Here is a 15,494-nt window from a genome sequence, read left to right on the forward strand (position 1 = left end):
CTAGAGCTTGTTTTTATTATAAATAAAAGAGGATGCTAATGTCTAACGAACAGCAAATGAAAACCTTTGTAATTGTAGGGGGAGGAACGGCTGGTTGGATTGCTGCTGCTATTTTATCAAGAGCTTTGTCTCATCTACCATGTAAAATTCAATTAATAGAATCTCCTCATGTTCCAACCATTGGTGTTGGAGAAGCAACCATTCCATCGATTGTAGATATGTTGGAATACTTAAAAATTCCTCTGGCTGAATTTATCTTGAAAACTAATGCAACCTTTAAACTCGGGATCAAGTTTTGTGATTGGCATAAGTTGGGCAGTCATTACTGGCATCCATTTGGCCATGTTGGCAATAAAATAGATGGAAAACCCTTTTATCAACATTGGTTAAAAAACAAATTAAATGGAGGGACATCTGAATTTACTGATTTTTCCCCAGCTATTGCATTAGCTAAACAAAACCGTTTTTTTATTCCCGATCCCAAGAACCCCACTAATTTATCAGCATCCACCTATGCATTACATTTTGATGCAACCTTAGTTGCCGCTTTTTTATCTGAATACTGTCAAAGCAAAAGCGTTCAGCATATTAAAGGGCATATCCAAAATGTTACATTAGATAAGCAAGGTAATATCAGCTGTTTAACGCTTGAAAATGGCGAGCAAGTTGGCGGTGATTTTTTTATAGACTGCAGTGGTCAACAATCACTGTTGTTAGGCAAAGCGTTAAGGATAGGCTATGAGAATTGGCAGCATTATTTACCTGTTAATAAAGCCGTTGCTGCACAATCTAAAGTGTTGAGCCCTTTACCCTCTTTCACAACATCATTTGCACATGAACATGGATGGAGATGGCAAATACCATTACAAAATCGCACAGGCAATGGCTATGTATATTGCGATCAGTATTGCAGTGATCAACAAGCTCAAGAGCTGCTAACAAAAAATGTAGGTGATTTTATAACAGAGCCCAGAATCATTTCATTTACAACGGGTAAGCGACTCAAAATATGGCATAAAAACTGTCTTGCTGTTGGCTTGTCATCAGGGTTTTTAGAGCCATTAGAGTCCACTAGCATTTACTTGATAATGAAAGCCATGCTGAACTTTGTACAAACAATACCAAGTAAAAAATTGCATCAAGCACCTATTGATGAATTTAACCGTAAAATGGATCATGAATATGAATGTATACGTGACTTTATTGTATTGCATTACAGTGAAACCAAACGTACTGATTCGCCTTTTTGGCAATTGTGGCAACATTTAGCAATACCTGATTCCCTCGAAACAAAACTCGACTTATTTCGTTCGCAAGGTCAATTATTTCATGACATTGATGATTTATTTGCCTCAGATAGTTGGTACTCAGTGTATGAAGGAATGGGGGTACGCCCAAACGAATATGACCCGCTTATCGATGCGTCTGATTTTGCTAAAATTCAGCAAGCCCTAATAAGCTCAAAAATAGCACTTGATCAAAATGCTGCTAAAGCCCTTGAACACATGACTTATATTAAAAGAATAAAGTGCTAACCGATAACAATGTAGGCCATTACATGTTTAAAAACATAAAAATCAACTATTTATTATTATTCACTTTATCTTATTCATGGCATGCCACGGCTGATTCAATCAACTATACGCCGAACGATGTTATAAACACATTTGATATACTTGATACGAATAAAAACAAACAGCTAGAGGTGTTTGAATTCAAAGCCAATAATAGGGATATATTCGAACATGTCGATGTAAACCTTGATAACCAACTTTCAAGTAAAGAGTTTAAAGCCCAGGGCAACCGCATGAGTGTTTAATTTTTACACATTTCGCTAAATCCCGCTTTTAAAACAGCCTCTAAGAAGGTTGGTTTCATCCATGCTCGTTTGCGTTTTGCACTGATGCTGCCTTTTGAAGGCTCTGCCCTGAGCATATTTAAAGATAGTTGCCTTAACATTGCCCAATTCTCGGCACCGTTCTGGTGATGAATTTGACAATGATCTTCTCCCAGGGTGACACCTAATACCCAGTGCAAACTATTTTCGATAGACCAATGGGCACGTACGGCTTCAGCTAACGTTTTTTCACTAAGCTCGGCACAGCTAACAGGTAATCAGCTTCTTTTTCTACTATTTGCTGTGCTATCTTTGTTTGGCAGCCCATCGCATCAATGGATACCAGCGCACCTTTTACCTCCAGTAGCTTAATGAGTGCTGGGATGGCGGTAATTTCATTCGATTTTTGTTCGGTTTTAAGCTGTCCCATCACCACTTTGTTGGCACACGCAAACGCATTTACCATGTGAATAGTGGACTGCCTATCACCGCGTTGGTACGAGCTACGTAATGTTTTTCCATCGATGGCGACCACTTCGCCTTCAGTCACCTGATGCACCGCCTGCATCCAATTCATAAAGCATTGCCGGAACTGCTCAGGTTCAATTTTAGAGATAATACGGGCAATGATGTCATCGACCGGCACGCCATCGATAAGAAAACCCTGTTGCTTGAACCAGTCGTGGTGACCTTCAGCGTAATCATAAATCTCAGACCAACCTTCTGCGCCTGCTATCACGCCACAAAGGGTGACGAACAACACATCACACAACGGATAGGTAACTTTAGCGGATTGACGTTGGTCGATAATGGCACTGAAATGAGTCGTAAATGCTTCGAGATACATAAAGGCCTCCACAAAAGGGAGTATAAGATCACAGCTACCCATAAAATCAAAGAATTATCTTAACGAAAAATTCTAATTGTCCAAAAAATGTTCACGATCTCGCCCTGGTATAAGAAAAATGGCTTATCTTTATTACTTTCTATAAAACCTAGGGCGGCTTCATTTAAATGTTGTTGGGCGAAATTATCACGTTTAAAACGTTGGTAACTTGACGCATCATCATAATCAAAATTTTCTAATTTCAAATGGTGCATTTTAAATGGCTTGTTATCTAACTTATGCCATTGAGTATTTCGCCATAAATGGGTGGGTGTATGATTGTGTGCTTGTTTTTGGTCTAGGTAACCAAAGAAATAGTCAAAGCCTTGCCTATTGGGTATGCCAACTGAGTTTGGTCCGCCTAAGCCCCACTTACCAATAACCGCTGTTGTGTAACCTGCATCTTTCATTACTGTAGCTAAAGTCGCGGTGCCGGGTCTTAAAGGGATTTGACCGTATTCTTTTGCGTCATCGAAGCTTCCTCCTAAATCGTAATTGCCGCGAATTTGGGAATTTCCAGTATGCTTTCCAGTCATTAACGATGCGCGAGACGGCGCACATACAGCACTGCCGGCATAAAATTGAGTAAACTTCATACCTTCTTTTGCCATATTATCTAAATTTGGTGTGTTAATAATTTTCTGACCATAGCTACCAAGCTCCCCATGTCTCATATCGTCCACGAGGATAAAAATGACATTGGGTTTTTCAAAACTGTCGCGCTGACTTATGTGGGTTTGATGGCTCACAGTATGACAAGAAGATACAGCGATTGAGGTGGGCATGACTAAGAGCAAGTGCTTAAATTTAAACATTGTTCATCCTTTATTTGACTGGAAGTGGCGTTGCTAATTGTTCCTCAATGGGTTGCTATTAGTAAATTCGAACAAGATTGTCGGGTGGGGTGGTGGCGGGTAAATGCTAAAACGTAACACTTACCCGCAATGCTTATTACGAACCGCTTGTTATGGCAAAATCATCAAACAACACATCGATTGCACCTACTTGACTTGGGCTAACGATTATTTCCCATTTCGGTACGTTTTGGTCGCTTGTTACTGCAGGAAAGTCGATGTTAAATTCAACACGTTTCCAATCGGTACTCGCTGGAATGGTGACTGTGCCAGAAACCGGAGTATCGTTGAAATTTCCAGCCACTGGCGTACCCGCACCTCGTCCGTCACCTGCTACCACCTCATTGATCACGTCAATGCTCGCATTGGTATTATTTTTTACCCAAAACGATATTTTAAATAAACCGCCGTCTATAAAGGCTACACCCAATGCGCGAGCGGTATTCCTATGGTAGGAGTAAAATGCAGCGGGTAATGAACCATCACCCATTACTCTTAAAGCAGCACCACCTTGTTTACCGTTGGTTGCGTCTATTAGAACCGTTGCTGTTGGATCAAGGTTACCATCGTCGCCCACACCGTTTCTAATAAAGGCACTTTTTCTAAATGCATCGATACTGCCGGACCCGTTATTGTAATAAATAGTAAATTCTTCATTTAACAAATTAGGCCCACTAGGAGACAAATCAGCAAAATTACAAGCAAGGTTATCTGCTGTTGTTATGCTTGCGGTTATAATGTCATCGTCGCTGCCAAAGCCCGATAATGAAGCGCTTAAGCTATCGCTTGCATCAAGGGTTAATACACTTAAATACCCAGTTTGAACGGGGCCCGTATTTGGTGTGAAACCGTCTATATCAATCACATCAGTCTGTGAAGCTAAGTTATAAACAAAATCACCAGAAAGAGGCAGTGAATCGTCCACTTTATTTACTTGGGTGACTAAATCGAAAGTGGTGCATTCTGGGATTTCAATCTCTGCGCCAATCGCATCGCCAGCAGGGGTGGTTAATGAGAAGCTTGCTACATTTTTCGGTGGATTAGTTACCGTCACAACAGCGGTTTTTGTTAAGGCGCTATTTTCGAGTGACGTAACCGTTAGCTCTGAGGTACCCAAGGCCAAACCGGTAATCAATCCTTCAGTCGTCACACTAATGTTATCTTGACCACTAGTCACTTCGTAAATAAAACCATGGTCAGCGGCAAAGGTAGGTGTGAAAATAATTTCAGTCGCTATAGTTTCATCTAATCCAACTGATATGTCGGCCAGTTCTATGGCTAATAAAGGATCATCTAACGCGCTAATTGCGATATTAAGTGTCCGTTTATTCGGGTTATTTGCACGTTCTTCGTCGGTGCAGTTAGCCGGATGTTTTGTCATATCTGCGCAGGGGAATAAATAACCGTTATTGATCCAATACGACACCGAATAATTTGCTGTCTCGCCGGTGGTGAGTTGATCTTCAAATGCGGCAGTATCCACAATCAAATCATAGCCGTTTATAACAACTGGATTTGAAATATTGTCAAAACTAAGATCTTTGTTTACCGGTGTAACCGATACTTCAAACGAACTATCCTGTATTAATACATTGCCAGGCGAAGCGCCTAAGTCAACGCCCTGCGATGTAACGCCGTCTAACAGGCCAATAATGACGTAACGTTCGCTGTTAGCCACTAATGTTTCGGCTAAGGCGATATTGACTGTCGCTTCCATTGTAACAGGATCAGTTGCGTCCAATTGATAACCGAAGCCTTCGTCAGATCCACACCCTGAAATGGTGCTTGCTAAAGCGATTAATAGTGCGCTATTGAGCAAGGTTCTATTCATTTTTTTTCTCCGAATTTACATGCTGTTAATCGTAGGCAAACTATATGTTGCCTGTACATGTCTTAATGATTGGTGATTTAGAATGTACCGCGAATACCAAATCTGAATTGTCGACCTGTCTTGTACTCAGATAAAAGTCGACTTGTGGTCACGGTATCAACCATGGCGTTGCCTTCGTCTACGCGTTCACCGTTGATTTCAAAAGCTGTACTGGTTAAGAAACTACGATTAGTAACATCAGTAAGGTTTAGGGCTTGGAAGGTAAATTGGATATTTTTGTTGAATGAATAGCTAGAACTAAAATCTAATCGGGTTGTTGCTTCTAACCAAGATGCTCCAAAACCTGATGCGGTATTTCGATTGATTAGTTGTACCGAGGTATAACGCGCTGCGAGACGCATCATGATGTCATCTTTTTCCCAAAATATTGTGGCATTCGCAGAATGTCTTGGGGTGAAAGGTTGGGGGAGTGGACTAACTACAATACCTGTAGTAGAGGATATTTCTTCATCTGATTTTGAGTCCGCAAAAGTATAATTGAGGCTCGTACCTAAACCAGACCACATATCTGGCAAAAAGTCATAACTTTGCGTGTAGTTAAACTCAAGGCCTTGTGTCACTGCGCCCTTACCATTACGTTTTACATCTAATATTAGTGTGTGACAATTAAATGTCAGCGGGCTACCTAGACCTACATGCACAACCCTATCAGGCATACATTGTGTACCGTCCTCTGGTGTGTTTTCCACGGTTTGGGTCCAAATTGGTAAGCCTGTAAATTCATCTTTTGCTTGCTCGCCGGTAGATTGGTCGATGACGGGTTCAGGGACGATAAGCACATCGTTTAGGCTTTCAACCCCGTCTAAGTCATAATTAGTTCTTAAGTCGGCCCATAGATAGGTCTCAGCAATGCTTTCTGTGAAGTTGGTCATATCCTTACGGAACAGGGCGACAGACAGTAAGCCTGCAGGGTTAAAGTACCATTCCAGAGAAACATCTAAGTTCTTTGACTCAAGTGGTTTCAACCCAACATTATTGATACTTCCTGAACCAAAAGCATTGAACTGACTTTCTACTATGCGGCCACTGGGGCGGGTGTCGTCGAAATTAGGACGGGCCATCGTTTTAGATATAGCAAATCTACCAATAAGGTCATCGTCAAACTTGAAATTTAAATTTAAGCTCGGCAACCATAAACTGTTACTCGCTGAATCGTGATTCAAGACGCTTCGTTGCGCTGCGACAGAGCCCAATTCTTCTCCGTTAACTATGCTGTTGATTACTGTTGAGCGATCAGCCCAGGCTTTTATTGCGCTACCAGTGAACGGGAAGCGACCGTTACGACCGTTCGGGTTGGGCTCATTGGCCAAAATTGCCACAACTTGACCTTGTTCATCGTATTGAACTTGTAAAATTTGATTTTCTGGCGTTTGCAGTTCAGGCGGCACTTGACCGTCAACTAAATCAGATCTGTGATAGTTATAAATCAACAAAGGATCATGACAAGTCCCAGAAGCAGGCAAGTTGGTGGGGGTTTGATTCTGATCACCGTTGGGGTAATCCGGTCTATTATCAGACGTATTAAAGCCACACTCCGGCAAGTCGGTATTGGCCAATTGTCTGTTATACACTAAATCGAAAACATCATAAAAGTTGCTGTTTCCAAGGTATCTAAATTCGCTATAAGCTTGGGCATCTGTCTTGGTTTTAACGTAGCGAATGCCTAGGTTACCTGTGACAAAACCGTCAAAATATTCAAAATTCACCTTTGTGTAAAACGCATTCACTTCTTGTTCAATTTTTCTAGAGCCTGATGGGTCTTGGCGAGAACGAATATCTCGTCCGTCACTACCGTTGCTGGGATTGACAATTTCTAGCGCTTTGAACGGGTCGATATCCCCCCATCCTGATAAGAATGGGGCTCTGTCACTGATAATGCTTTCCATAAAGTCATCAACAGGAAATCCTCTCGGTGTTAAAACGTCTGCTAATGTAATGCTTGACAATCCATTAACGCTAAACGAATCACCATTCTCATCGAGTATTTCTTGACCATCAGTAATAATGTTACGAAGTGAGGATACATCTTTTATGCGATTGGTATATTTTCCACCAAACTCTACGCGAGTGATGCCCAAGTAGTCTACTTCCCAGTCGAAATCTAAGAACGCAGATTTGTTGGTATCCGAATTGGATTCTATGTCTTGGTTAATATTTTGAACCGTGAATAGATTTGTGTCTAATGGATTGGAAAGACTCGGTGCTAATATATCATTCGGATCAGTTGCTCCAGGAGGACCTATTGCTAACCCAGTTCCGACGACCAATTGGCAAGAACCTGAAGAGCAGTCAAGACCTGCTGGTTCTAAACTTGGTACGTTCGGAGAGTTTGATACCAGTGGGACACTGTTAGTGTTGGCCGCTGGTGTCAGTAATATTGTCGCATTGGGTTTAGCGTCGCTGGTTGTTCTTGAGTAACCTAATGTCAAATCAGCACTAAAATTGTCGGTAATGACCTGTTTAATATTCAATGAAGCGATGTTGTTTTCAACTTCTTGACCATCAATTTGTCTGAAAAGACGTGCTCGTGAACGCCGCATTAGGCGTTTTTCTAGAGTATTTGTTTGCTGGTTAACGATCCACCAGTCTTCTTGCGGATCAGTATCTAAATTAGGATCGGTCAGGCCTAACTGCAAATTATAGCGCTGGTTATCGATGTCGATATCTTGTTTTGAGTAATTCAAATCCAGCTGCATTTCTGTGCCATCGAAAGGAATATATTGGATACCCGCTGTTGCGGTCAACCTGTCTCTTTGGTTGGTGGACAGGCTATATTCCCCGCTGCCTGGGGTGATAAATTGCACGTCTTCTGTTATTATCTCACCAGTGACTGAGTCTCGCGCACGCCCTGCTGGGGCAGTATAAACTTGATCATCCCAATCGATAGAAAGCTGATCGACTCGTGTATTTTGGGTTTCATCAGAGATTGTGAAAATAACACCTAAGGTGTCATCAACATATTTGTCAGCAAAGCTCGCAGACAGCTTTCTATTGAAGTCGCCGGAATAGTCGTTGTAACGACCTTGTACCTCAATTGATTTTCTAGGCTTTTTTAGGTTTAGTGGTCGAACGGTTCGCAGTACGATGTTTGCCCCTAATGAGCCTTCATCTTGGTCTGCCGCGGATGTTTTTTGCACGTCAATGGACGACAAAATATCTGAAGAAAAAGAGCTGAGATCAACACTTTGATCGGATGTGGCATTCGCGCCATCACCGCTTAAACCACTCGTCACCGCAACACCATTTATGGAAATTTGGTTCAGTGCAGAACCTGCGCCTCGAACCGAGATTTTAGTGCCTTCACCATCGGTTTCTTGCACGGTTACCCCGGTAACTCGAGATAGCGCGTCGGCAATATTTTGATCGGTAGACTTACCAACATCTTCAGCATGAATTGAGTCAACCACCCCATTTGAGAAGCGTTTTGAATTAATTGATTTAGTTAAGCTCGAACGAAATCCGCCAACTTCAATTACTTCAATATCTTCTTCGCTACTAACATCACTTTCTTCATTTGAGGGCGTACTGTTCTGTTGTTGATTATCTTGGGCTATAGCTGCTCCTGAATATGCGACCGCTAATGATAGCGAGGCGATAACGGCTGCAGATATGACATTTAATTTCAGGTTGTGTGTCATTTGGCTTCTCCGGCTCTAATGCATAACTATGTGTTTAGCGCACATAGAGAATATCTTTTATGCATGTTAACTAAAATCTCATTTAACTTGGGGTTGCGTTGTCCTAAATAATATTAGTTTGTTTCATTAAATAAAGCCAACACTTTTTATTTACAATCGATTTACATAGGCCGACAAAAGGTTTATGGAACTTGATTTATTTGTAAGTTAATGTATTTGAGGGTTTTTATAATTATCATTTCAATTTAACTTAATTTTCATTAATTAGTTCCTCATTTTTTTTTCATTTTTCAATAGTGGCATCGTTTGCCTAATTTTAATTCTGGGTGTAATCTTACCGACAAGATTTCCCTGTTAGTAACCGAAAATACGGCTTGTGTTTACAGCTATTCTTCCTTAGGTGATATGTAATGAATCCAGTTTTAAACGTAACAAGTAGTAAAATGAAGGCAAGCTTGGTTGTTGGCTTGTGCTTAATTTTTTACTCACTAAATGGGCTTGCTGAGAGTGGCATTGGGACAAAAAAATCATTCAATGAAAACTGGTATTTCGAGAAAGGTGACTCTGTAGGTGCCGAGCATGCGACCTACAACGACGAGGAGTGGAAGCCCGTTACATTGCCTCATGATTGGGCAATAAGCGGTCCGTTTGACAAAAAATACAATGCGCGAAATGGTGGGTTACCGATTTTTGGAACGGCCTGGTACCGAAAGCATTTTGTACTGAAGGATGATGCAAAGAATAAGCGTGTTTCAGTCACTTTTGATGGTGCAATGGATAATTCTACTGTGTACATAAATGGGTATGAAGTGGGTAGCAGACCTTTTGGGTATATCGCGTTTAACTATGACATTACAGAGTTTCTCAATCCGCTGGGTGAGGAAAATACCATAGCTGTTCGATTGTCCCCTGAGAATTTTTCCGCAAGATGGTATTCGGGGGCAGGCCTGTATCGAAATACGTGGATAGAAATCAATGATCCTGTGCATATCAAGCCGTGGGGCACCTTTGTCACCACACCTGTTGTTACTCAAGAGTTGGCTAAAGTTGAACTAAAAACAACCTTAGTTAACGTAAGCGATAATGCTAATACTGCCAAAGTGATCCATTACATTAAGGATGCCAAGGGAAATCTTGTTGCTCAATCCTCTGGCGAATATCGTATGGAGGCACAATCAACTATTACGCCGGGCAGTCAGTTTGACATCATTAATCCCATTTTATGGGACATCAACAATCCTCATTTATATTCCATTAAAAGCGAGGTCTGGAAAAGTGACCGGCTAGTCGACGAATATTCTACGCCGCTGGGGGTTCGCTCTATTGAGTTTAAAGTGGATGATGGTTTCTGGCTAAACGGCAGGCGCGTACAGATTAAAGGGGTATGTTTACACCATGATAATGGTCCGTTAGGCGCAGTCGCTAATCGCAGAGCAATTCAACGTAAATTAGAGATTATGCAAGAGATGGGCGCCAATGCAGTGCGTACATCACATAATCCGCCATCGCCCGAATTAGTCGAACTCGCAAACGAAATGGGGATTTTACTGCAAGTTGAAGCATTTGATATGTGGAAGATAGAAAAGCCCACGATTATCAATGGTTACAACAAGAACTTCGACCAGTGGCATGAGCGAGACTTACGCGACATGGTGATTCAGAACCGAAATAACCCATCCATCATAATGTGGAGTACCGGTAACGAAATCATGGAGCAAAAAGAGAAAGGCGGCTGGAAAGTGACTAAACAGCTTACCGATATCGTAAAAAATGAAGACAAAACGCGCCCGGTAACCGCTGGACTAAGCATGTACCCCGATGCACTGGATAATGGTCTAGCCGATGAGCTTGATATAGTGGGTTTGAACTACAAAGCCTATAAATATGGTGACGTCACCAAAAGAAATAGCGATTGGCTAATCTTGGGGGCTGAAACATCTTCAGTGGTCAGCACCCGAGGTATTTACCACTTTCCGTTAGAAAAATACCGCAAACATGAATCAAATTATGTGACTAGCTACGATCTAGTGACGCCACCTTGGGCTTATATACCCGATCTTGAGTTTGAGAATCTAAAAAATAACCCAAATGTGATGGGGGAGTTTGTTTGGACTGGATTTGATTATTTGGGCGAACCGACACCTTATGGGGGACGGGATCATGGAAACAAAGCATATTGGAATCAAGATTGGCCAGCGAGAAGTTCGTCGTTTGGTGCTGTGGACTTAGTTGGCTTTCCCAAGGATAGATTTTATTTGTATCAAAGTGAATGGACCGAAAAGCCCATGGTGCATGTATTGCCCCATTGGAATTGGGAAAATAAGGTCGGTGACGTTATTCCTATTTTTGTTTATACCAATGCGCAAGAGGTTGAATTGTTCATTAATGGTGAATCTAAAGGCCGTAAAGTGAAAGGTATCGATACCGTTACCTTACCGGTAGATCTTCGGGAAGATAAAGACACTAAATCGTTCGAATCTAAATACCGCTTGCGCTGGGATGAAGCATATCAACCCGGTGAGCTCAAAGTGGTGGCTTACAATGCGGGGAACGTTGTGGCGACTAAAACCATTAAAACAGCATCCTCACCTTACAGTATCGAGTTGACACCTGATCGCACTGATATTAAAGCAGACGGTGTCGACTTGTCTTATATCACTGTCATCGTAAAAGATAAAAACGGTAACCCTGTGCCAAATGCCGATAACAAAATACAGTTTTTTGTTGATGGGCCGGCAACCATTGCGGGTGTCGGTAACGGTGACTCTGCGACAGTCGAGCCGTTCAAGGCTGACTACAGACGGCTTTTCAGCGGTAAAGCGATGTTGATTATTCAGAGCAAAACCGGTGAACCTGGAAACATCAAAATTAGAGCTTACTCAGATCAATTGCGTGATGGAACCACAACAGTGACTAGTCAATAGTGCTTGTGTTAGCCATCGCACAGTTCTGGCAAATGCAAGGTATGGTAAATTTTCTACTTTGCGTTGATTCCCATTTTAAGGGCGCAGCTCTCTAGCTGCTCAATAGATTAAATCTAAGAAAAACGGAAAAATCATAATGAATCTCTCGACTATTGATATCAGTATTTTTGTTATCTATGCCGTTGCGTTACTTGCGCTTGCTCTTTACATTTCGCGTAACGAAAATAAACATGAACGTAATACAGAAGATTATTTTCTCGCGGGTAAATCATTGCCTTGGTGGGCAATTGGCGCGTCATTAATTGCCTCAAACATTTCGGCTGAACAAATCATTGGCATGTCTGGGTCGGGTTACGTTTTGGGTTTAGCTATTGCGTCCTACGAGTGGATGGCAGCTATTACTCTTATTATTGTCGGCAAATATTTTCTGCCGATTTTTTTGAAAAATAATATCTACACCATGCCCCAATACTTAGAGCAACGATTTGATAGTCGCGTTAAAACAATTATGGCGGTCTTCTGGTTAGCGGTTTATGTATTTGTAAATTTGACCGCCGTGTTGTGGTTAGGCGGATTGGCCATCAATACCATTTCAGGTGTGGACCTCGCAACTGGCATGATCTTTCTGGGTTTATTCTCACTTGCTTATTCATCATATGGTGGATTAAAGGCCGTGGCTTATACGGATATTATTCAGGTTGTATTACTGATATTCGGTGGCCTAATGTTGACTTACATTAGCCTAGATTTGGTTTCTGAAGGCAATGGCATGTTCGCCGGTTTTGGCATACTCACTGAAAATTTGCCTGGCAGGTTTGACATGATTTTCAGCTCTGATAACCCACATTATGCTGACTTACCCGGTATCTCTGTGCTTGTTGGGGGAATGTGGGTTATGAATATAAGCTACTGGGGATTCAATCAATATATTATTCAGCGAGCCCTCGCCGCTAAGGACTTAAAAGAAGCCCAAAAAGGTATTGCATTTGCTGCTTATCTTAAGATTTTAGTGCCGTTTTTTGTCGTGCTGCCAGGCATTGCCGCCGTTATTCTTTTCCCTGACTTAAACCGTGCCGATGAGGCTTACCCTAGCTTAATGACATTGATGCCTGTAGGGCTTAAAGGATTGGTATTCGCCGCACTCATAGCAGCCATCGTTTCGTCTTTGGCTTCTATGTGTAATAGCGTATCGACGATTTTCACGATGGATATCTATTCACATATTAAGAAGAATAGAAGCCAAACTCATTATGTCAAAGTGGGCCGGATCGTAAGTGTATTAGCGCTTATTATCGCCATGATCAGTGCCAAACCTTTACTTGGAAATTTCGACCAAGCATTTCAATATATTCAAGAATTCACCGGCTTTTTTACACCGGGAATAGTGGTTATTTTTCTACTGGGTATGTTCTGGAAAAAAATGAATTCTGTCGGGGCAATTTCTGCTGCCCTAAGTTCTGCCGCGCTTTCTTTTTTATTTCGTGCGGCTTTCCCCGAGTTGCCATTCATGGACAGAGTGGGGGTAGTGTTTTTATGCTGCGTGGCAATCGCAGTAGTGTGTTCGCTGGTGACAAAAACACAAAACAGTGAACATGAATCTCAGACCGTCTCGCTAGGTGATGTCAATTTTGAAACGACTGTTTCATACAATATTTTAGCAGCGGGAATCATCGCAATTTTAACTGCATTTTATAGTGCTTGGGGGTAAACAATGAAGGAAATTAAATCGTTCATTAATAAACGCGTCATCTCTAAACTGAGTCTAGTCATCATGGTTTCAGGTAGTTTATTAAGTGGCCACTGCAGTAGTGAACAGGTGGCGATTGATACCAGCCAGAATGATGTTAAAAATCTACCGAATATTCTGTGGATCTATATGGAAGATCAGAACCCTTGGAATAACGCTTGGGGAGATGACACTGTCGATACCCCGAATATTCAAAAGTTGGCAGATTCGGGTGTGATGTTCACCCAAGTCTATCAGCCCGCGCCAGTATGCTCAGCAAGTCGTTCTGCCTTAGTAACAGGCCAGTACCAGACGACGTTAAACCTGCACGATCATCGCTCGTTTCGGTCTGGTTATAATAAGCAGTTTTTACCTGAAGGTTACAAAACGGTACCTGAACTGTTTGTAGAAGCCGGTTATCAGACCTTTAATATTGGCAAGGATGATTATAACTTTAGTTATGATCGCTCGCGTTTATATAATGCACATGATGGTATTGCAGGCTTTCAAGGTGCACAAGATGGCAGTGACTTTGATTGGGCGAATAAGTTAAAAGACAAACCTTTTTTTGGTCAGCTTCAATTGAAAGGTGGCAAGCACACACATTTCGAAGGAAAAAATATCCCGGAAGTTGATCCCAGTGAAATGACCTTGCCACCTTATTATGTGGACAAGCCAGCTACGCGAAAAGAGTGGGCTAAACATTATAAAACGCAGGTTGTGTCGGATATCGAATTAGCTGAAATTATCGACACGCTCAAAGCAAACGGCTTGTTAGAAAACACCGCTATTTTCTGGTTCTCTGACCATGGAATGGGCATGTTGAGACATAAGCAAGACTTGTATGACGGGGGTTTAAACGTACCGCTTATCGTCAATTGGCCAGCAGGTGAGCAGCGTCTAAACAAACAGGGTAAGGTCAGAACTGATCTCGTCAGTGGATTAGACATTCCGGCAACAAGCCTCGCATTAGCGGGTATTGACGTGCCAAATAGCTATGAAGGTCATAATTTGTTTGCAGACAAGCTTACACCACGCCAATATGTGATTTCAGCAAAAGATCGCATGGATTTTAGTTTTGATAGAGGCCGCACAGTGCGCTCAGACAACTTTCGTTATATACGTAATTTCCACCCTGAAATTCCTCGTTCGCAACCTCAATTTAGAGATAAGAAACCTTTCAGCATTGAGTTCAAACAAGCATTTGAAGCGGGCACATTGACGCCGGTGCAAGCTGTGTATTTTGCAGTTACTAAGCCGGCTGAAGAATTGTATGATATTGCTAACGATCCGCACCAAATTAACAATTTGGTCGACAATCCCGATTACTCTGAAGTGCTCAAGGAGCATCGACAGGTATTGCTAGATTGGATTGCAAGGACAGACGACAAGGGGGCGTATCCCGAGTCCGACCGAGCGATTAAAGAGACAATCGATCTCTGGGGGAAAAAGTGTGTTAGCTGGCAGTGCGAAAGCTTCAGAAAGCGCCACCCTGACGCAGAGGGTGTGAAAGGGGATGATTATTACGGCAAAATGCCATGGCCTGATTATATGCCAAAGCCTAACAAACCCTATTACGACAAAATCGAACAGCTTTATCGTAAAAGTTATCAATAGTATGCGCTGAATTTAACCTTGCAAACCTTACACGGTTAAAATGCATCGATTTACGATCCTGTAATGACTTAAAGGATCGTAAATTTTTTCTTATACTCACTCCGTTTTCCCCTTCGTCAAG

At 41.9% G+C, this 15,494-nt stretch carries 8 protein-coding genes and 1 pseudogene; 5 read left to right on the plus strand and 4 right to left on the minus strand.

Annotated elements, in window-relative coordinates:
• The first annotated feature begins 38 nt into the window (after positions 1 to 38).
• Positions 39 to 1,535: a tryptophan halogenase family protein gene (locus AC3RV5_RS04425; RefSeq protein ID WP_489730760.1), complete on the plus strand. Its 1,497-nt coding sequence runs from the start codon at positions 39 to 41 to the stop codon at positions 1,533 to 1,535.
• 23 nt (positions 1,536 to 1,558) lie between these two features.
• Positions 1,559 to 1,819, plus strand: coding sequence for a hypothetical protein (locus AC3RV5_RS04430; protein WP_489730761.1), 261 nt, complete (start codon positions 1,559 to 1,561; stop codon positions 1,817 to 1,819).
• Here AC3RV5_RS04430 and AC3RV5_RS04435 read toward each other — a convergent pair.
• From AC3RV5_RS04435 to AC3RV5_RS04450, 4 genes and pseudogenes are all read right to left on the minus strand, one after another.
• A pseudogene (locus AC3RV5_RS04435) lies at positions 1,816 to 2,684 on the minus strand (ISAs1 family transposase). The gene AC3RV5_RS04430 and the pseudogene AC3RV5_RS04435 overlap by 4 nt on opposite strands.
• A gap of 59 nt (positions 2,685 to 2,743) precedes the next feature.
• A complete protein-coding gene (locus tag AC3RV5_RS04440) occupies positions 2,744 to 3,538 on the minus strand; it encodes a sulfatase-like hydrolase/transferase (protein WP_489730762.1) in 795 nt (264 codons plus the stop codon).
• 136 nt (positions 3,539 to 3,674) lie between these two features.
• Positions 3,675 to 5,408, minus strand: a complete 1,734-nt coding sequence (locus AC3RV5_RS04445; protein WP_489730763.1) for a hypothetical protein — start codon at positions 5,406 to 5,408, stop codon at positions 3,675 to 3,677.
• A gap of 77 nt (positions 5,409 to 5,485) precedes the next feature.
• On the minus strand, positions 5,486 to 9,106 hold the full coding sequence (locus AC3RV5_RS04450; RefSeq protein WP_489730764.1) for a TonB-dependent receptor: 3,621 nt from the start codon (positions 9,104 to 9,106) through the stop codon (positions 5,486 to 5,488).
• 410 nt (positions 9,107 to 9,516) lie between these two features.
• Here AC3RV5_RS04450 and AC3RV5_RS04455 point away from each other — a divergent pair, with 410 nt between their 5' ends.
• The 3 genes from AC3RV5_RS04455 (at position 9,517) to AC3RV5_RS04465 (ending at position 15,373) form a co-directional block, all read left to right on the plus strand.
• A complete protein-coding gene (locus AC3RV5_RS04455) occupies positions 9,517 to 12,030 on the plus strand; it encodes a glycoside hydrolase family 2 TIM barrel-domain containing protein (RefSeq protein ID WP_489730765.1) in 2,514 nt (837 codons plus the stop codon).
• Positions 12,031 to 12,166: 136 nt separating this feature from the next.
• A complete protein-coding gene (locus tag AC3RV5_RS04460) occupies positions 12,167 to 13,738 on the plus strand; it encodes a sodium/sugar symporter (protein ID WP_489730766.1) in 1,572 nt (523 codons plus the stop codon).
• A gap of 3 nt (positions 13,739 to 13,741) precedes the next feature.
• Positions 13,742 to 15,373, plus strand: a complete 1,632-nt coding sequence (locus tag AC3RV5_RS04465) for a sulfatase family protein (RefSeq protein ID WP_489730767.1) — start codon at positions 13,742 to 13,744, stop codon at positions 15,371 to 15,373.
• The last annotated feature ends 121 nt before the right edge of the window (positions 15,374 to 15,494 follow it).

It is taken from the genome of Paraglaciecola sp. IT1134 (assembly GCF_058068185.1).

Coding starts and splice junctions, on each gene's coding strand:
- AC3RV5_RS04425 (WP_489730760.1), top strand. CDS start 39: ATGTCTAACGAACAGCAAATGAAAACCTTTGTAATTGTAGGGGGAGGA.
- AC3RV5_RS04430 (WP_489730761.1), top strand. CDS start 1,559: ATGTTTAAAAACATAAAAATCAACTATTTATTATTATTCACTTTATCT.
- AC3RV5_RS04440 (WP_489730762.1), bottom strand. CDS start 3,538: ATGTTTAAATTTAAGCACTTGCTCTTAGTCATGCCCACCTCAATCGCT.
- AC3RV5_RS04445 (WP_489730763.1), bottom strand. CDS start 5,408: ATGAATAGAACCTTGCTCAATAGCGCACTATTAATCGCTTTAGCAAGC.
- AC3RV5_RS04450 (WP_489730764.1), bottom strand. CDS start 9,106: ATGACACACAACCTGAAATTAAATGTCATATCTGCAGCCGTTATCGCC.
- AC3RV5_RS04455 (WP_489730765.1), top strand. CDS start 9,517: ATGAATCCAGTTTTAAACGTAACAAGTAGTAAAATGAAGGCAAGCTTG.
- AC3RV5_RS04460 (WP_489730766.1), top strand. CDS start 12,167: ATGAATCTCTCGACTATTGATATCAGTATTTTTGTTATCTATGCCGTT.
- AC3RV5_RS04465 (WP_489730767.1), top strand. CDS start 13,742: ATGAAGGAAATTAAATCGTTCATTAATAAACGCGTCATCTCTAAACTG.